Raw genomic sequence first — 17,545 nt, forward strand, 5'->3', positions numbered from 1 at the left:
GGGACGAATCGTTTCCCTGTACTCGGGTCACGATTCCGGCGCGTTACGCCCGGTCACCGCACAATCCGGTGTGGACACCGGACGGAAAGGTGCTCAGCCGCTGCTCACGGCGGCGCCGGCGCGGTCGGTCCCGGCGCGGTCGGTCCCGTCGAGGGCGCGCTCGCTCGCCGGGTCGAACCAGCGCACCCGCTCCGGGGGCACGCGCAGCCACAGCCGGCTGTCGTCGCCGGCCGGGAAGTCGGTCGGCGTGAGGAGCTTCACGCTCTCGTCCCCCACCGTCACGGACACGAGCAGCTGCGACCCCAGCGGCTCGACGAGCCGGACGCGCGCGGGCAGCGCCCCGGGCACCTCGGTCGTCGAGGGCTCGATGTTCTCGGCGCGGATCCCGGCCCACAGCTCGTCGCCGACGCGGTCGGCGTGCTCCTCGGGCACGGCGAAGGGCTCGCCGGCCGCTGTCCACCCGTCCTGCGCGCGCCGGACCGGGAGCAGGTTCATGGGCGGGGTACCGAGGAAGCCGCCGACGAACCGGGTGGCGGGCCGGTCGTAGACCTCCATCGGCGTGCCGCACTGCACGATCTCGCCGGCACGCATCACCGCGACCCGGTCGCCCAGCGAGAGCGCCTCCACCTGGTCGTGGGTGACGTAGACGATCGTGGTGTTGAGCTCCTTGGCCAGCGCCTTGAGGTCGGAGCGGAAGCTCAGCCGGAGCAGGGCGTCGAGGTTCGACAGCGGCTCGTCCATCAGCAGCACGCTGGGGCGGACGGCGACGGCCCGCGCCACGGCGACCCGCTGCCGCTGCCCGCCGGACAGGGCGGAGGGGTAGCGGTCGAGGACGTCGTCGAGCCGGACGAGACCCGCGGCGTACTCCACGGCCTCGGCGATCTCCTGCTTCGGCGCCTTGCGCATGGCGAGCCCGAAACCGATGTTCTCGGCCACGGTGAGGTGCGGGAACACGGCGTAGCCCTGGAAGACCATGGCGATGTCGCGCCGGCGCGGCGGCAGCCCGGTGACGTCCCGGTCGCCCAGGTGGACGGTGCCGGCGTCGGCCTGCTCGAGGCCGGCGATCGTGCGGAGCAGAGTCGTCTTGCCGCAGCCGGACGGGCCGAGGAGCACGAAGAACTCCCCGTCGCGGACGGTCACGGACACGTCGTCGACGGCAGGGGCGGCGTGGCGCGTGTACCGCTTCGTGATCCCGGTGAGCCGGATGTCGGACAACGGATGCTCCTCTACCGCAGCGTCGGGCCGCCGCCGACGCCGAGCAGCCGGCGCCGGATCAGCAGGATGAACAGGAAGGCCGGGGCCAGCAGGAACAGCGCGCCCGCGTAGCGGAAGGGCAGCGGCGCCTGGGTCAGGCCGGTGAGCACGAAGACCGGCAGCGTGGGCTGCTGGAGGGTGAGGATGGAGGCGGCGAAGACCTCGTTGTAGCTGAGCAGCACGGCGAAGGTCGCGGCGGCGGCGAGCCCGGGGGCGGCGTTGGGCACCACGGCCCGGCGGAAGGCGCCGAACCGGCTGCAGCCGAAGACCTGGGCGGCCTCCTCCAGGTCCACGGGCACCCCGGCGAACACGGCGCTCACCATGAGCACCACGAAGGGCAGCGCCAGCGCGGTGTGCATCAGCGCGACGCCCCAGACGGTGTCGTAGATCCCCCACTGCAGGAAGAACACGGCCAGCGGGATGGACAGGACGACCACGGGGAACGCGCGCGTGGACAGCACGGCCAGCCGGTAGGCGTCCGCCCCGGGGAAGACGAACCGGGCCAGGGCGTAGCCCGCGGGCGCGGCGAGGAGCAGGGTGACCACGCCGGTGAGCACCGCGACGATCACGCTGGACAGCAGCGCCTGCGGCACGCCCGCGGAGGTCACGAAGAACCGCATCGACTCCAGCGACCAGTCCGGCCAGGCGGCGAGCGGGTAGGAGTAGACGGCGTCGGCCGTGCTGAACGCCCCGACGACCACGAACCAGATCGGCACGAGGACCCAGCCGGCCAGCAGGACCGCCCCGCCGTAACCGAGGACGCGCCGCGCGGTCACTCGCCGCGCTCCTTCCGGGTGGGCAGCGCGACCAGGATGATCCCGACCGCCACCAGCGAGACCAGCAGGATGACCAGCCCGTAGGCCGAGGCCAGGTGCGCGTCCTGGTACTCGGTGTAGGCGCGGTTGGCCTGGGTGGCGAGGACGTCCGTGCCCGTGCCGCCCAAAGCGATCACGGTGGCGAACACCTCGAAGGCGAGCACCGTCCGCACGATGAGCGCCGTCCGGATCGTCGGGCGCATCATCGGCAGCACCACGTGCCGCATCCGCTGCCACGGCCCGGCGTGGAAGACGTCGGCGGCCTCCAGGTAGTCCCGCGGGATGGCGCGCAGCCCGCCGACCAGGATGATCACGATCAGCGAGGTGGACCGCCACGCCTCGGCGACCACGATCGTGCCGATCACCCGCCACGGCTCGCGGTAGTCCAGCCAGATCACCGGCCGGTCGATCAGTCCGAGGGACTGCAGCACGGTGTTGAGCCAACCCTGCTCGACGAAGATCGAGTACCAGAGGATGCCGGCCCCGAGCTCGCTGACGCCGAGCGGCAGCAGGAACACGTAGAGCCAGAGGCCCGATCCCCGCAGCCGCGAGGTGATCACCATCGACATCGCCATGGCCAGCGCGAACTGCAGCGGAAGCAGCACCACGAGCAGGATCACCGTGGTCCACACGGCGGGCCAGAAGCGGTCGTCGCCGAGCATCGCCCGGATCGACCCGAGCCCCCACTCCCCCGTCGTGCTGGTGAACGCGAGCCCGAACGCCTGGATCATCGGCGACGCGAAGAAGATCAGCAGGTAGGCGACGCTGGGCGCGAGCAGCAGGTACGGCAGCCAGCGCTGCGGCCCGCCACGGCGCTCCGCCGCGACCACCGGGGCCTCGGTCACCGCCTCAGCCAACGCGACACACCCCCTCGCCCACCGGGTCCGGCGCCCAGCAGGCGGCCTGAGCGCTGTCGAGCACGCCCTGCAGCGCGGCGGCCTGGGTGGCGAGCACGCCCCGGACGTCGCCGCCGTCGAGCACGATCGAACGGAACGCGTCCGTGAACACCTTGTCGTAGGTGCCGCTCTGCCCGCCGAGCCCGACCGCGAGCGACGACGCCACGGCCCCGGGGGTGCCGACCATCCGCTGCAGCGTCTCCGCCTCCTGCCCGACACCCGGCGGCAGCCCGCCCGGGATCGCCGCCAGGTCCTGCGGCGGGAACCACGCCACGGTCCGCAGCGTGGTGGAGACCCGCGCGGGATCGGTGAGGTGCCGGATCAGCTCGATCGACGGCTGCGGGTCGGCGACCGCCTTCGGGATCGACAGGCCGCCGAGCACGGGGAGGTAGCCCAGTCCCCTCGGCCCGGTGGGCGCGGGGAAGGAGACGATGTCGTCCGGCCGGGTCTGCAGCGCGTCCACCAGCCGGACGGCGTGGTCCCACGCCACCCACACCTCACCGGAGAGCAGCGGTTCCTGCATGAAGCCGTAGGTCACGGACTGCGGGTTCGCGGTGCCCCAGATCGCGCGGAGCCACTCCCACATCGCGGCGGCGTCGGCGCTCGCGAAGGTGGTGTTCACCCCGCCGGTGAAGCTCGGGTACGCGTAGCCCTGCAGGAACCGCTTGAGCAGACCGTTCTCGCCCGCGGGCAGCCCGAACCGCGGCGAACCGGTGGCCAGCTGGATCGCCCGCGTCCAGTCCAGCAGCTGGGTGTAGGTGAGCGCCTGCAGATCGGCGCCGGCGGGCAGGAACTGCAGCGCCTCGCGGCGGGCGGCCATGATGTAGCTGGCCGAGATCCACGGGACGAAGGCGTACCGGCCGTCGATGCGGGCGAGGTCGAGGTACTGGCGGGTGAACCCGCGGTCGCCGAGCTGCTCGACGACGTCCGTCATGTCCCGGAGCAGGCCCTCCTTCGCCAGCGTGGCGAACTCGCCGTGCAGTGCCCCGAGCAGCGCGATGCTCGAGGAGCCGGCCCGCGCGTCGGCACGGACCCGGTCGAACATCTTGGTGGCCGAGCTGTCGCCGGCGAACTGCACCTCGCGCGGGAACCCGGCGAGGATCTGCCGCCGGACGGCCTCGGCCTCCTCGGTCGTCGCCAGCTGGGTCGAGTAGAAGACCAGGCCGTCCGATCCTCGGGACCCGGGGGCGCCGGTGGTGTCGAGCGCGCAGCCGGCGAGCAGACCGGTCGCGGCCGCACCCAGCCCGAGACGCAGCACCTCGCGCCGCGACAGCTGCATGCCGCCCTCCCCCGCCTCGGTGGGGCGAACACTATCCAGTAAGGACCGATCACGCAGAGCGAGAGCGCACCATGGAGCCATGACGCGTCACACCGGCCGCCGAGAACGCAGTAGGGAACCATGACGCGCCAGAAAGCGGCCTGAAGTCGCGTTATGGTTCCCTACTGCGGTTCAGACGGCTGTGGCCAGGGAGAGGGCGAAGCGGCGGTCCTCGTCGGCCCACCAGCGACCCAGGTCGAAGCCCGCCTCGGCCAGCATCTCCCGCACGCCGGCGGGCCGGAACTTGGCCGAGATCTCCGTGCGCATCTCCTCGCCCTCGGCGAAGTCGACCGCGAGGTCCAGCTCCTCCACCCACACCCGCATGTCCTTCTCCGCCCGCAGCCGCATCTCGATCCACTCGTGCTCGGCGTCCCAGGCCGCGACGTGCGAGAACGCCTCGGGGAGGAAGTCGGCGCGCAGCTCGCGGTTGAGCACGTGCAGGACGTTGCGGTTGAACTCCGCGGTGACGCCCGCGGTGTCGTCGTAGGCGGCGAGCAGGGTGGGCTCGTCGATCACCAGACCGGTGCCGAGCAGCAGCTGCTCGCCGGGCTCGAGCACCGAGCGGACGTGCGCGAGGAACGCCGTGCGCTCCGCGGGCCGCAGGTTGCCGATCGTGCCGCCGAGGAAGGCGATCATCCGACGCCCGCCGGTCGGCAGCGCGGTGAGGTCCTTCGTGAAGTCGCCGACCACGCCGTGCAGCGCCAGGTCGGGGTACTCGACGGCGAGCGCGTCGAGCGCCCCGCGCAGCGCCGCCTCGCTGACGTCCTGCGGGACGTACCGGCGCAGGGTGCCGGCCGCGCGGAAGGCGTCGAGCAGCAGCCGGGTCTTGGCCGACGAACCCGACCCGAGCTCGACGACCGTGTCCGCCCCGGAGGCCTCCGCGATCGCCGCGACCGACTCCTCGAGCAGGGCCCTCTCGGTGCGTGTCGGGTAGTACTCGGGGAGCTCGGTGATCTCCTCGAAGAGCTCGCTGCCCCGGGCGTCGTAGAAGTACTTGGGCGGGAGCTCCTTGGGGTCGGCGGTGAGCCCGGCGCGGGCGTCCGCCCGGAGGGCGGCCTCGGCGTCGGCCGCGGTGAGGTGGACGTCGAGCTCGGTCAGGCGGTTCGGCCGGGTCATGATCGTGCTCCTCGCGGTGCGTCCGGGCGGGCCCGGTCGAGCAGGGGGCCTGCTCAGGAGTGGGGCGCGCGGGTCCCGCGGTCCGGGATCCCGGTGTCGGTGGGGAGGTCGGTGCTCGAGGGCCCGATCGGGCGCCGATCCAGCCGGCCCGGCGTCGCGACGACGAGGTGCCGGTCCGGCAAGGGCTCCCAACCCGGGTCGGTGTCGATCGGCTCCGACGCCACGGTGGCGGCCCGGTCCGTGACCCGCACCGACAGCGCGTGGTCCCAGGCCGTGCCCCAGATCGTGGTGCCGTCGGTGAGCAGGAGGTTGAGCCGGGACGCGGGCGCGGCGGCCTCGACGGCGAGGACGGTGTCGGGCAGCACCCGCGCCGGGTCCTCCCCCGCCCGCAGCCGGTTCCGGACCAGCGCCCACAGCAGGGCCGAGTCCGTGGGGGCGTCGAGGGTCAGCAGGTCGACGACGGGCAGCCCGGCGGCCAGGTCCGCGACCGCGCCGGGCCACCCGCGCACCACGCCGTTGTGGCTGAACAGCCAGCGGCCCTCGGCGAACGGGGCGGCCGCGGTGCTGGTGACCGGCATCCCCGTGGTCGCGGACCGGACCGCGGCGAGCACCGCGGAGCTGCGGGTGGCCGCGGCCAGCGAGGCGAACGCACCGTCCGACCACATCGGCTGGTCGGAGCGGTACCGGGCCGGTTCGGACGGGTGGCCGTTGCCGCCCGGGTCGCCCGGCGGGTACCAGCCCGCGCCGAACCCGTCCGCGTTGACGGTGCCCCCGCCGCGCATGTCGGCGGGGGCGTAGGACTGGTGCAGCAGCCCGTGCGGCGGCTCCAGCAGCAGCGCGGACAGCGTCGTCGGCGGGCCCAGGTGGGCCAGGTGGCGGCACACCGGTCAGGGCAGACCGGCGGCGTCGGCCCTGTCGGCCGTGTCGGCGGGCGAGGCGTCCCGCGCGCAGCGGAAGCCGGAGAAGATCTGCCGGCGGACCGGATGGTCCCAGTTCCGGAAGGTCGCCCGGACCGCCGACGGGTCCGTGCCGAACGAGCCGCCGCGCAGGACCTTGTAGTCGCCGCCGAAGAACACCTCGGAGTACTCGCGGTACGGGAAGGCCTCGAACCCCGGATACGGGTGCCAACCCGAGTCGCACCACTCCCACACGTCCCCGATCAGCTGCTCGACGCCCAGCGGCGACGCGCCCTCCGGGTAGGCGCCGACCGGGGCGGGACGCAGGTGGCGCTGGCCGAGGTTGGCGTGCCGCTCGGCCGGGGACTCGTCCCCCCACGGATAGCGCCGGCTGCGCCCGGTCGCCGGGTCGAAGCGGGCGGCCTTCTCCCACTCCGCCTCGGTGGGCAGCCGCTTGCCGGCCCACCGGGCGTACGCCGCGGCCTCGTGGAAGCAGACGTGCACCACCGGCTCGTCCGCCGGCACGCGCTCGACCACGCCGAACCGCCGCCGCCACCACTCGCCCGCGGAGTCCCGCTCCCAGAACCGCGGTGCGACCAGGCCCTCGGCGGTGCGGTGCCGCCAGCCCTCCGCGCTCCACCACCGCGGGTCGGTGTACCCGCCGGCCTCGACGAACGCGACGTACTCGCCGTTGGTCACCGGGTGGGTGTCGATCCAGAAGGCCGGCAGCGACACGGCGTGCGCCGGGCGCTCGTTGTCCAGCGCCCACGGCTCGGTGGACGTGCCCTGGATGGACACGCCCGCGGGCACCAGCACCTCGCGCGCGGCGAGCCGGCGCCCGGGCGGGGGCTCGGGCGCCTGCAGCACCGGCGCCCCGGCCCGGAGCTGGTGGGTGGCCAGCATCGTCTCGTCGTGCTGCTGCTCGTGCTGCACGATCATGCCGAAGGCGAAGCCCTCGTGCTCCAGCCGGCGGCCGCGCAGCGGGCTGCGCTCCAGCGCGTCGAGCGCCTTCTCCCGCACCTCGGCGACGTACTGCCGGGCCTCGGCCGGGGTGAGCAGGGGCAGCTCGATGCGGCTGGCGCGGCTGTGCTGGAACGCGTCGTAGAGCCCGTCGATCTCCGGGCGCAGCGGCTCCCTGCCGCCGACGTCCCGGACCAGCCAGAGCTCCTCCTGGCTGCCGATGTGCGCGAGGTCCCACACCAGCGGGGACATCAGCGGCGAGTGCTGCGCGACGAGGTCGCCCTCGTCGACGGCGTCGGTGAGGCCGGTGCTGCGGGTACGGGACCGGTCGAGCAGCGCCGCGACGTGGCCGCGGAGCTGCTCCGGGGTACAGAAGGGGTCGGTCTCGGGCGTGATCGTCACGGGAGTGCTCCCTCCGTCGGGGACGGGATGATCTCGAGGGTCTCGAGGGGGCCGCCGGCGGGCGGCTCGCCGGGCAGCGGGTCGTCCGCGGGGCAGCGGCCCGCGGCGACGCGGCGTTCGGTGACCTCCACCAGCCGGGACAGCAGGCCCGGCGGCGGGTCGAGCGCGGGCAGCTCCGCGCAGGCCAGCGCGAACACCTCGGCGGCGGCCGCGGCGAGGACGCGGTCCTCCAGGCCGTGCCGGGCCGCGGAGGTCCAGCGCAGCCGGGTGGGGGCGCAGATCTCCCGGACCCGGTCGACGACGGCGGGCCGCGCGGTGAGCGCGGCGAGCACGGCCACCGGGAGCGCCCAGTCCGCGCCCTGCTGCCCGTCGACGTACCGGACCTCGAGGAACCCGCGCGGGCGGACCGGCGGGAACAGCGTGGAGATGTGGTACTCGAGGTCCGCGACGGTCGGCCGCCGGCCGTCCAGCCGGCCCTCGACCCAGTCGGCGAAGGTCACGCCCTCCGGCGTGGTCCACTCGCCCGCGCCGCGCACACACAGCAGCGGCGTGTCCACCACGCGTTCGGCCCAGGCGCCGGCCGGGTCGCCGTCGACGGACGGCGGCGGGGCGGTACGGGCGGGGTCGAGCGCCAGCCAGGCGGCCAGCCTGCTGGACTTCCAGCCGGTGCGCCGCCCGTGCAGCAGCGGGGAGTTGGCGAAGGCGGCCACGAGGACCGGGCCGAGGTCGTGCAGCGCCGCCCAGCGGGCGGGGAGCTCCGTGCGCTCCCCCGCGTCGAGCGCCACCTGGACCGCGGACGTGGAGCACATGCCGCTGCGGCCGTGCGGGCCGAAGCGGTCGAAGGCGCGCTCCATGGCGCGGTAGCGCGGGAGCTGCAGGAGCCGGCGCGCGGGCCGGACGGGATCGGCGGCGCGGGGCTCGGGGCTCAGACCGCGGGCGGCGAGCCGGGCGTGGAGGGCGGCGGAGTCGGCCTCGACGGCGGCGACGAGGGGGCCGAGCCCGGCGATCGGCGGGCTGGCGAGCTCGACCTGGCCGCCGGGCTCGACGGTGACGACCGAGCCGTGCGGGAGCGGGGCGGCGGGGGAACCGGGGACGAGCGGGGCGGGGGCGTGCGGGCCGAGCGCGCCGAGCAGGTCGGCGAGGTCGGCGGGGTCGGCGGGCCGGGCGGGGCGCAGGAGCCACTCGAGCTCCACGCCCAGGTACCGCGGGGGGCCGTGTTTGAAGCAGACCGAGGCCACGTACGCCTCGGCCTCCGCCCGGCTGCGCAGCTCGGTACCGGCCGCGGGCCGCTCCGCCCCCTGGCCCGCCTGCACGGGGATCCCGGAGTGCGCGCGAGCGCCCTCCGGCCCCGGGACGGCGGGCACGATCCCCGCGTCTGGAAGCACGGATCGAACGCTACCCGCGGGGTCCGACAGTTGCAGGTCCTTCCCGCGGCCTTTCCCGGCGCGCGTCGCGCGTCCTGCACCACAAGACGTACGTACGGGATACTGGGCCGGTGCCCCGTGTGAGTACCGACCAGCTCGCCGCCCGGCGCCAGCACATCCTCGACGGCGCCCGGCGGTGCTTCGCCGCGCACGGGTACGAGGGGGCGACGGTCCGGCGGCTCGAGCAGAGCACCGGACTCTCCCGCGGCGCGATCTTCCACTACTTCCGCGACAAGGACGCGCTGTTCCTCGCCCTGGCCGAGCAGGACGCCCGCCGGATGGCCGACGTCGTCGCCGAGCAGGGCCTGGTCCAGGTCATGCGGGACTTGCTGGGGACCGCCCGCGGCGAGGGGACGGACGGGGCCGCCGAGGCGGACGGCGCGAGCGACCGCAGCTGGCTCGGCACCCGGCTGGAGGTGTCCCGCCGGCTCCGCACCGACCCGGACTTCCGGCAGCGGTGGCAGGCGCACTCCGCCGAGCTCACCGCGGCCACCCGGGAGCGGCTCGAGCGGCAGGCCGCGGCCGGGGCCCTGCGCGACGACGTCCCGGTCCCGGTGCTGGCCCAGTACCTGGAGCTGGTGCTGGAGGGGCTGGTCTCGCACCTGGCCATGGGCCTGCCGGCCGACGCGCTCGACGGCGTGCTCGACCTCGTCGAGCAGAGCGTGCGCACCCTCCCCCGCTGACCCGGCGTCCGAACACGCCCTCCGACGACGGCAGGCCCGCCGGCCCCGGAGGGGGTGCGGGGCCGGCGGGCAGGTCGGGAGCGGACGGGTCGGACGGACCCCCTCAGGCGGGCTCGACCTCGACGCGGGTGTCGGAGAAGGTCGGCGCGTTGCCGAGATCGGCGAACTCCGTGGGGTTGACGGCGTTGACGGTGGCCAGGCCCTTGGCCTGCGACCGCCACTGCCCCATCGACGCCAGGACGACGCCGCGGGCCACCTCGTCGGACACCTTGACCTTGACGAGGAACTCCCCGCGCTCGTTGAAGACCCGGATCAGCGAGCCCTCGACGATCCCCCGGGTCTCCGCGTCGGCCGGGTGCACGATCGCGGACGGCTCGCCCTGCACCCGCTGCTGGGCCCCGAGGTTCCCGTAGGACGAGTTGAGGAACGCGTGCGCCTTGGGCGAGACCAGGTGCAGCGGGTAGTCGCTGTGCGCGGGCGGGATGTAGTGCGGCAACGGGTCCACCTCGCCGCCGGGCTGGGCCTCGTTGCTGCCCTGCCGGAACAGCGGGAGCACGAAGTTCCCGCCCGCCGCCGCGGCGGACGCGAACTCCTGCTTGCCCGACGGCGTCGGGAAGCCGCCGATGTCGTGCGGGGCGTAGTGGTCGGCGTCGGGCAGGGTCAGCCGCGCCCACCCCGTCTTCGCCAGCGACTTCGGCGTGATCCCCTGCAGCGCCGGCGCGCCCCAGTCGTACGCCTGCTCGATCAGCTCCTCGTCGGTCATCCCGAAGCACTCGTCGTCGAACCCCATGGCGGCGGCCAGCCGCCGGAACAGCTCGGTGTTGGGGATCGCCTCGCCCACGGGCGCGATCGAGGGCCGGTTGAGGCCGATGTAGAAGTGCCCCCACGAGAACATGACGTCGAGCTGCTCGAGCTGCGTGGTGGCCGGCAGCACGATGTCCGCGAACTGGGCGGTGTCAGTGAGGAACTGCTCGCTGACCACGGTGAACAGGTCCTCGCGGGACAGCCCGGCGACCATCTTCTCCTGGTCCGGGCACACGATCATCGGATTGGCGTTGTAGACCATCAGCGCGTGGATCCCGGGGTCGAGCCCCAGCTCCCCGGTCAGCGCCTTGCCGAGCAGGTACTGGTTGACCACGCGGGTGCCCTCGGGCCGCAGCTGCGGCTGCGACAGCGCGTCCCAGTTCACCGGGAAGGCCCACAGCGGCAGGGCCAGCAGGCCGCCGCCGGGCTTGCGCCAGGCACCCACCAGGCCGGGCAGGCACGAGATCGCCCGCACGGTCTGCCCGCCGCCGGAGTGCCGCTCGATCGCGACGCCGATCCGGATCATCGACGGCTGGCCGGCCGCGTACTCGCGGGCGAGGGTCCGGATGTCCTCGGCCGGGACGCCGGTCTCCGCGGCGGCCCACTCCGGCGTGCAGTCCCGGACCCGCTTCTCGAGGTCCTCGACCCCGACGGTGTGCTCCGCGACGTACTCGGCGTCGGTCAGGCCCTCGGCGAGGATGACGTGGATGAGCGCCAGGGCCAGCGCGCCGTCCGTCCCCGGGCAAATCGGGATGTGCCAGTCGGCGCGCTTGGCCGTGCGGTGCTTCACCGGGTCGATGACCACGACCTTGGCGCCCCGCTTCTGCGCCTCGGCCACGAACGGCCACAGGTGCAGGTTGGTCGAGACCATGTTGCAGGCCCAGATCACGATGTACCGCGAGTGCACCAGGCTCTCGGGGTCGACGCCGGCCGTCGGGCCGAGGCTCATGACGTACGCCGTCGACGCGCCGGAGTCGCAGAAGGTGCGCTCGGCGACCGTGGCGCCCAGCTTGTTGAAGAAGGGGTCGCCGACGTTGAGCCCGTTGAGCGTGCCCTGGGTGCCCAGGTAGCTCACGGGCATGATCGCCTCGGCGCCGTGCTCGGCGACCACCGCCCGGAACCGTGAGGTGATCTCCGCGATCGCCTCGTCCCACGAGATCGGCTCGAACCGGCCGGAGCCCTTCGGTCCGCTGCGCCGCAGGGGCGTGGTGACCCGGTCGGGGCTGTAGACCCGGTCCACGTAGTTGTTCACCTTCACGCACAGCCCGCCCCGGGTGAACGGGTGGTCGGGGTCGCCCCGGACCCCGGTCGCCCGCCCGTCCTCGACGGAGACGAGCATCGAGCAGCCGTCGGGGCAGTCGTGCGGGCAGATGGCGCGGTGGGTGCCCGTCTCCCCGACGGCGAGGAGGGGCAGGTCGGCGAGAGTCATCGCGGTCGCTCCCGGATCGTGGTGGGGTGATCCATCCTCGGTCGCCGCGGCCCGGCCCGGCTTGGCACCGAGCGACCGGAGGTGGGCAGCGAGTGACGGCCGCGCGCGGACCCGTTGGGCGCGACCGCGTTTGACGTGCCCGCAACACACTGCGAACCTTCGTCTGGTTCCCTCCGGAACGGGCCGGCGGGAAGGCCGCCGTCCGCAGGAGGTGACCGTGGTCCTCGCACCAGGCTCCGCGCCCGGCGGCACGGACAGGCACGCCACCCGCCGGTTCGACGAGTGGCGGGACACCATCCGGCACGACTTCGTCGCCCTCGACATCGCCGCCGACCGCCGGCTCGGCACGTTCGCCGGCACGGTGCGCAACGCCACCGTCGCGCACCTGCAGGTCTCGGAGGTCTGCTCGGTCGACCAGGTCTGCCGCCGCACACCCTCGCTGGCCGCGGCCGACGACCAGGAGTTCCTGCAGATCGGGATGGTCACCCGGGGCACGGGCGTGCTGGAGCAGGACGGCCGCCGGGCCGCGCTCGCCGGGGGCGACTTCGCGATCTACGAGACCGGCAGGCCGTTCCGCTGGCGGCTGGGCGGGGACTGGTGCCTCGAGGTCTTCACCTGGCCCCGGGCATCCGTCGGGCTCGACGCCGGGGAGTCGGCCCGCGCCACAGCGCTGCGGATGGACGGCCGCGAGGGGCTGTCCGGGATCGTCGGCGGCATGCTGCGCGGGCTGCTGGCCGCCCCGCCCCGGCTGACGGCCGCCGGCGCCGCCCGGGTGGCCGACGAGACCGGCGACCTGGTCACCACCCTGGCCGTGGAGCACCTGGCCGGGCCGCTCGCCGTCGACCGGCCACAGCAGGCGCTGCTGCGCGAGATGCTCACCTACGTCGACGCCCACCTCGCCGACCCCGGCCTGGGCCCGGCCGCAGTGGCGCGGGCGCACTTCGTGTCGGTGCGCCAGCTGCACCGGCTCTTCGCGACCACCGGCGAGACGGTGAACCGGCGGATCCGGCGGCTGCGGCTCGAGCACTGCCGCCGCGAGCTGGCCGACCGGCGGCGGGCGGGTGACCCGGTCACGGACGTCGCGCGGCGCTGGGGTTTCCCCGACCTGGCCACCTTCAGCCGCGCGTTCCGGGGCGCCTACGGCGTCTCCCCCACCACCTACCGGGCGCGCCACCTCGGCGGCTGAATCAGAGCGGCGGCTGAATCAGAGCGGCGGTGGGATCAGAGCGCCGCCAGGATCCGGTCGAGCTGGGCCAGGTCCTCGGCCGGCAGGGCGCGCAGGACCGGGGGCGGGTCCCCCAGGATCGCCCGGGCGGTGGCGGCGGCCCGCAGCCCGTCCGGCGTCGCACTGACGATCTTGCAGCGCCGGTCGTCCGGGTGGTGCTCGCGGCGGACGAGGCCGCGCTTCTGCAGCTCGTCGACCACGACCGTGGCGTAGGGCCGGTCCACCGAGAGCCGGTCGGCGAGATCGGAGAGCGTCCCGGGCTCGCGCGCCACCTCGAGCAGCGCCTTGACGCGGACGAAGCTCAGCCCGACGGCCTCACAGGCCTCGCGCCGCCGGTCGTGCTGGTCCACGACCAGCGCCCGCATCCGGCCCCAGGCACGCACGGCCGGGTCGGCCGGGTCGAGCTCCCGCGGCGCCGTCACGCCACACCCGCCCTGGCCGGGGCGTCCGCGGTCGCGAACAGCTCGGCCGTGCGGGTCGCGCTCCGTCGCGCCCACGCCGTCGTGGTCACCAGGCCCAGCACGAGGACGACGGCGCCGCACGCGATCTGCACCGCCCAGCCGACGTGCGTGGCCTCGGCGAGCCCGGTCGGCAGCGGCCCGACGACGGACGCCGTGACCGCCGACCCGATGACCGCGACGCCGAGCGCGGTGCCGACCTGCCGGCTCGTCGACGCCACCGCGGAGGCGACCCCGGCCTGCGCGGCCGGCATGCCGGACACCGCGGTGTTGGTGATCGGCGGGTTGACCATGCCGAACGCGATCCCGAACAGCACGTACGCCGTGATCGGCACCCACAGCGGCGAGTCCGTGCGCAGCCACAGCAGCACCACGCCGGAGAGCACGATCCCCACGCCGCCGACGACGAGCGGGATCCGCGCGCCGCGGGTGGCGACGAGCCGCCCCGCGACGGTCGGCAGGACCGCGGCCATCGCGGCCATCGGCAGCGTGAGGAGCCCGGCGTGCAGCGGCGAGTACCCGCGGGCGGTCTGCAGGTAGAGCGCGTTGACGAAGAGGAAGCCGGCGAGGCTGGCGAAGGCGCAGACCGCGATCACCGTGGCGCCGGCGAACGGGACGCTGCGGAAGAAGCGCGGGTCGAGCAGCGGCTCCCGCCGGCTCCGCTCCCACGGCAGCAGCGCGACCAGCGCGGCGAAGGCCACGGCCGCGCAGGCGAGGACCCCCGGCGAGGTCCAGCCCTGCGCCGGGCCCTCGATGATGGCGAACGTGGCGCCGCCGAGCAGCAGCGCCATCAGCAGCTGCCCCACCGGGTCGAGCCGCCGCGGCCGCGGGGCCCGGGACTCCGGCACGAACCGCGTGGCCAGGACCACGGCGGCCACGACCACCGGCACGTTGATCCAGAACACCGACCGCCAGCCGACGACGTCGACCAGCGCGCCGCCGATCACCGGGCCGAGCGCCATGCTGAGCCCGACGACACTGCCCCACACCCCGATCGCACGGGCGCGCTCACGCGGGTCGGTGAAGACGTTGACGATGATCGACATGGCGACGGGGTTGAGCATCGCGCCGCCCAGCGCCTGCACCACCCGGAACCCGACGAGCGCGCCGGCCGAGGGCGCCACGCTGCACAGCAGCGAGCCGAGGCCGAACAGCACCAGCCCGATCCGGAAGACCCGCTTGCGCCCCACCCGGTCCGCCGTCGACCCGGCCAGCATGAGCAGGCTCGCGAGGGTGAGCGTGTAGGCGTCGATCGTCCACTGCAACGAGGTGACGGACGCCGACAGGTCCGCCTGGATCGCCGGCAGCGCCAGGTTGACGATGGTGGCGTCCATGCTGACCACGAACAGGCTGGAACAGCAGATCACCAGCACCAGCAGGCGGTGCCTGCGGTCGAGTTCGGGCACGGGTCCTCTCCGCGGCGGTTGCGGCGACACAATCATTAGCACGGTACAACCGATTGGGCCGCGGCGTCAGCGCATGAGAGGCAGATCGCCCTCGTCGTGGGTGTGGTCGCAGCCAGGGACGAGGCAGCGCGTGTCCGTGGGGCTGTCCGGGTCGGCGAACTGGGTGCGGTGCAGCGTGGCGTAGCGCCCCTCGGCGGCCAGCAGCTCGGCGTGCGTGCCCTGCTCGGTCACCCGTCCCGCCTCGATCACCGCGATCCGGTCCGCGGCCCGGATGGTGGACAGCCGGTGCGCGATGACGATCGCGGTGCGCCCCACCAGCGCCTCGGCCAGCGCCTCCTGCACCGCGGCCTCGGACTCCGAGTCGAGGTGGGCCGTGGCCTCGTCGAGCACGACGACCGGGGGGCGGGCCAGCAGCAGGCGCGCGATCGTGAGCCGCTGCCGCTCGCCGCCGGAGAGCCGGTATCCGCGCTCCCCCACGACCGTCTCCAGCCCGTCCGGCAACTGGTCGAGAAGCTCGCCGAGCCGGGCGCGGCGCAGGGCCTCGCGCAGCTCGTCGTCCGTCGCCCCGGGGCGGGCGTAGCGCAGGTTGGCCGCGATGGTGTCGTGGAAGAGGTGGCCGTCCTGCGTCACGACGCCGACGGCGCCGCGCAGGGCCTCGAACGTCAGGTCCCGCACGTCGACGCCGCTGAGCTCGACGGCCCCGGAGTCGACGTCGTAGAGACGCGGGAGGAGCGAGGCGATGGTCGACTTGCCCGCCCCGGACGGCCCGACCAGCGCCAGCAGCGAGCCCGCAGGCCCCTCCAGGTCGACGCCGTGCAGCACCTCCCCCGGCGCCCGGCGGTCCAGCACGGCGACGTCCTCGAGCGACGCGAGCGACACCTGCTCGGCCGTCGGGTAGGAGAAGTGCACGTCGCGGAACCGCACCGACACGGGACCGGGCGGCAGCCCGCGGGCGCCCGGCCGCTCGGTGATCATCGGCTGCAGGTCGAGGACCTCGAAGACCCGCTCGAAGGCGACGAGCGCGGTCATGACGTCCACCCGGGCGTTGGCCAGCGCGGTCATCGGCGTGTAGAGGCGCGTGAGCAGCAGGGCCAGGGTGACGACGGTGCCCGGCTCGATCTGCCCGGTGACCGCCAGCCACCCGCCCAGGCCGTAGACCAGCGCCTGGGCCAGCGCCGACACCAGCGACAGGGAGGCGACGAAGACCCGCGAGACCATGGCCGTCCGGACCCCGATGTCGCGGACCCGCTCGGCCCGCTCACCGAACTCCCGCGCCTCCTCCCGCGGCCGCCCGAACAGCTTGACGAGCGTGGCGCCGGCGGCCGAGAACCGCTCGGTCATCTGCGTGCTCATCGAGGCGTTGAGGTTCGCCGAGTCCCGCCGCAGGTCTGCGATCCGTCGGCCCATCCGCCGGGCGGGCAGCACGAAGATCGGCAGCAGGAGCAGGGCGAGCACCGTGACCTGCCACGCCAGCCCGATCATCACGGCGAGCGCGAGGGTCAGCTGGATGACGTTGGACAGGACGCTCGCCAGCGTGGTCGTGATCGCCGACTGCGCGCCGATGACGTCGTTGTTGAGCCGGCTGACCAGCGCGCCGGTGCGGGTGCGCGTGAAGAACGCGATCGGCATCCGCTGGACGTGCGTGAACACCGCCGTGCGCAGGTCGACGATCAGGCCCTCGCCGATGCGGGCGGAGAACCACCGGGCGCCGAGACCGATCAGCGCCTCGCCCACCGCCAGCGCGGCGATGGACAGGGCGAGCGTGACCACCTCACGACCGGCGCCCGCGCCTCCCGCCACGATGGCGTTGACCACGCGGCCGGCGAGGATCGGGGTGACGACGCCGATCACCGCCGTGCACGTGGTGAGCAGCAGGAACGACAGCAGCCACAGCCGGTACGGCCGGGCGAAACGCCAGATCCGCGGGACGGTCCCCCTGGCGACGGAGCGCGGGGCGTCGGCCGCCCGCGTCATCCCGCGCATGATCGTGATCGGCCTGTCCACACACCTCACCCGAACCGCATCATGGGGCCACGACGCGTCGCCGGAGGCCGACCCGAGAGCTTCGGGTCGACACTAGTGCGCGGCTCGGGGCCGCGCGCGTCACGCGCGGGGTCGGGACGCGGTCGGCGCGCGGTCGGACGGGTCCGGGAGGGTGTGGCACACGTCGACCCGCCGCCGTGCGCAGGCGACGGAGGCGGGTGCGTGTCGACGTGGACGGGCCCGGGACGGCTCCCGGCGCCCTACTTCTTCTTGGTGCGAGTCGCGCCGCCCCGGCCGCGAAGCGTCACCCCGGTCTCGCTGAGTACACGGTGCACGAAGCCGTAGGACCGTCCGGTCTGCTCGGCCAGGGCGCGGATGCTGGCGCCCTTCTCGTACTTCTTCTTCAGATCGGTGGCGAGTTTGTCCCGCTGGGTGCCCGTGATCCGGGCGCCCTTCTTCAGGTCGGCCACGACACT

The 17,545-nt window shown here is 74.3% G+C and carries 15 protein-coding genes; 2 read left to right on the top strand and 13 right to left on the bottom strand.

Going from position 1 to position 17,545, the window contains the following annotated elements; genetic code table 11:
- Positions 1 to 93: 93 nt before the first annotated feature.
- The 8 genes from PKE99_RS14130 to egtA all read right to left on the bottom strand — a co-directional run bounded on the left by PKE99_RS14130 (position 94) and on the right by egtA (position 9,042).
- Positions 94 to 1,215, bottom strand: coding sequence for an ABC transporter ATP-binding protein (locus PKE99_RS14130; protein WP_051736500.1), 1,122 nt, complete (start codon positions 1,213 to 1,215; stop codon positions 94 to 96).
- Between the two features lie 11 nt (positions 1,216 to 1,226).
- Entirely contained in the window at positions 1,227 to 2,030 is an 804-nt protein-coding gene (locus tag PKE99_RS14135) for a carbohydrate ABC transporter permease (protein ID WP_037038760.1), read from the bottom strand.
- A complete protein-coding gene (locus PKE99_RS14140; RefSeq protein ID WP_051736499.1) occupies positions 2,027 to 2,914 on the bottom strand; it encodes a carbohydrate ABC transporter permease in 888 nt (295 codons plus the stop codon). Before PKE99_RS14140 ends, PKE99_RS14135 begins: the two co-directional genes overlap by 4 nt.
- 4 nt (positions 2,915 to 2,918) lie before the next feature.
- Positions 2,919 to 4,244: an ABC transporter substrate-binding protein gene (locus PKE99_RS14145; protein WP_051736498.1), complete on the bottom strand. Its 1,326-nt coding sequence runs from the start codon at positions 4,242 to 4,244 to the stop codon at positions 2,919 to 2,921.
- A gap of 171 nt (positions 4,245 to 4,415) precedes the next feature.
- Positions 4,416 to 5,399 (bottom strand): L-histidine N(alpha)-methyltransferase, encoded by a 984-nt coding sequence (egtD, locus tag PKE99_RS14150; RefSeq protein ID WP_037038759.1) that lies wholly within the window; start codon positions 5,397 to 5,399, stop codon positions 4,416 to 4,418.
- Between the two features lie 53 nt (positions 5,400 to 5,452).
- Positions 5,453 to 6,283 carry an ergothioneine biosynthesis protein EgtC gene (egtC, locus tag PKE99_RS14155; protein ID WP_051736497.1) on the bottom strand — a complete coding sequence of 277 codons (831 nt, stop codon included), beginning with the start codon at positions 6,281 to 6,283 and terminating at the stop codon, positions 5,453 to 5,455.
- Positions 6,284 to 6,286: 3 nt separating this feature from the next.
- The gene (gene egtB, locus PKE99_RS14160; protein WP_037038758.1) at positions 6,287 to 7,657 is read right to left on the bottom strand and encodes an ergothioneine biosynthesis protein EgtB; all 1,371 of its coding nucleotides are present in this window, start codon (positions 7,655 to 7,657) and stop codon (positions 6,287 to 6,289) included.
- Entirely contained in the window at positions 7,654 to 9,042 is a 1,389-nt protein-coding gene (gene egtA, locus PKE99_RS14165) for an ergothioneine biosynthesis glutamate--cysteine ligase EgtA (protein WP_231497984.1), read from the bottom strand. The genes egtB and egtA overlap by 4 nt, the downstream gene beginning before the upstream one ends.
- 110 nt (positions 9,043 to 9,152) lie before the next feature.
- On the opposite strand from egtA, the gene PKE99_RS14170 reads away from it, so the two are divergent.
- Positions 9,153 to 9,764 carry a TetR/AcrR family transcriptional regulator gene (locus tag PKE99_RS14170; RefSeq protein WP_037038757.1) on the top strand — a complete coding sequence of 204 codons (612 nt, stop codon included), beginning with the start codon at positions 9,153 to 9,155 and terminating at the stop codon, positions 9,762 to 9,764.
- Positions 9,765 to 9,867: 103 nt separating this feature from the next.
- Here the strand turns inward: PKE99_RS14170 and PKE99_RS14175 are convergent, their stop codons facing one another.
- Positions 9,868 to 11,997: a molybdopterin-containing oxidoreductase family protein gene (locus tag PKE99_RS14175; protein ID WP_051736496.1), complete on the bottom strand. Its 2,130-nt coding sequence runs from the start codon at positions 11,995 to 11,997 to the stop codon at positions 9,868 to 9,870.
- 217 nt (positions 11,998 to 12,214) lie between these two features.
- Between PKE99_RS14175 and PKE99_RS14180 the strand changes: the two genes are divergently transcribed.
- On the top strand, positions 12,215 to 13,183 hold the full coding sequence (locus tag PKE99_RS14180; protein WP_197040380.1) for a helix-turn-helix domain-containing protein: 969 nt from the start codon (positions 12,215 to 12,217) through the stop codon (positions 13,181 to 13,183).
- A 35-nt stretch (positions 13,184 to 13,218) separates the two neighbouring features.
- Here PKE99_RS14180 and PKE99_RS14185 read toward each other — a convergent pair whose 3' ends face one another.
- From PKE99_RS14185 to PKE99_RS14200, 4 genes are all read right to left on the bottom strand, one after another.
- Positions 13,219 to 13,644, bottom strand: coding sequence for a MarR family winged helix-turn-helix transcriptional regulator (locus PKE99_RS14185; protein ID WP_037038754.1), 426 nt, complete (start codon positions 13,642 to 13,644; stop codon positions 13,219 to 13,221).
- On the bottom strand, positions 13,641 to 15,086 hold the full coding sequence (locus PKE99_RS14190; RefSeq protein ID WP_037038753.1) for an MFS transporter: 1,446 nt from the start codon (positions 15,084 to 15,086) through the stop codon (positions 13,641 to 13,643). Before PKE99_RS14190 ends, PKE99_RS14185 begins: the two co-directional genes overlap by 4 nt.
- A gap of 66 nt (positions 15,087 to 15,152) precedes the next feature.
- Positions 15,153 to 17,069: an ABC transporter ATP-binding protein gene (locus tag PKE99_RS14195; protein WP_197040398.1), complete on the bottom strand. Its 1,917-nt coding sequence runs from the start codon at positions 17,067 to 17,069 to the stop codon at positions 15,153 to 15,155.
- A 260-nt stretch (positions 17,070 to 17,329) separates the two neighbouring features.
- Positions 17,330 to 17,539, bottom strand: a complete 210-nt coding sequence (locus tag PKE99_RS14200; protein WP_028932228.1) for a helix-turn-helix domain-containing protein — start codon at positions 17,537 to 17,539, stop codon at positions 17,330 to 17,332.
- Positions 17,540 to 17,545 lie beyond the last annotated feature (6 nt).

This window comes from Pseudonocardia halophobica, from assembly GCF_027922425.1.
GTDB lineage: Bacteria > Actinomycetota > Actinomycetes > Mycobacteriales > Pseudonocardiaceae > Pseudonocardia > Pseudonocardia halophobica.

What these genes read in the sequence shown, in the direction of transcription:
- PKE99_RS14145 (WP_051736498.1), bottom strand. Translation starts at nt 4,244, where the DNA reads ATGCAGCTGTCGCGGCGCGAGGTGCTGCGTCTCGGGCTGGGTGCGGCC.
- egtD (WP_037038759.1), bottom strand. Translation starts at nt 5,399, where the DNA reads ATGACCCGGCCGAACCGCCTGACCGAGCTCGACGTCCACCTCACCGCG.
- PKE99_RS14175 (WP_051736496.1), bottom strand. Translation starts at nt 11,997, where the DNA reads ATGACTCTCGCCGACCTGCCCCTCCTCGCCGTCGGGGAGACGGGCACC.
- PKE99_RS14195 (WP_197040398.1), bottom strand. Translation starts at nt 17,069, where the DNA reads ATGCGCGGGATGACGCGGGCGGCCGACGCCCCGCGCTCCGTCGCCAGG.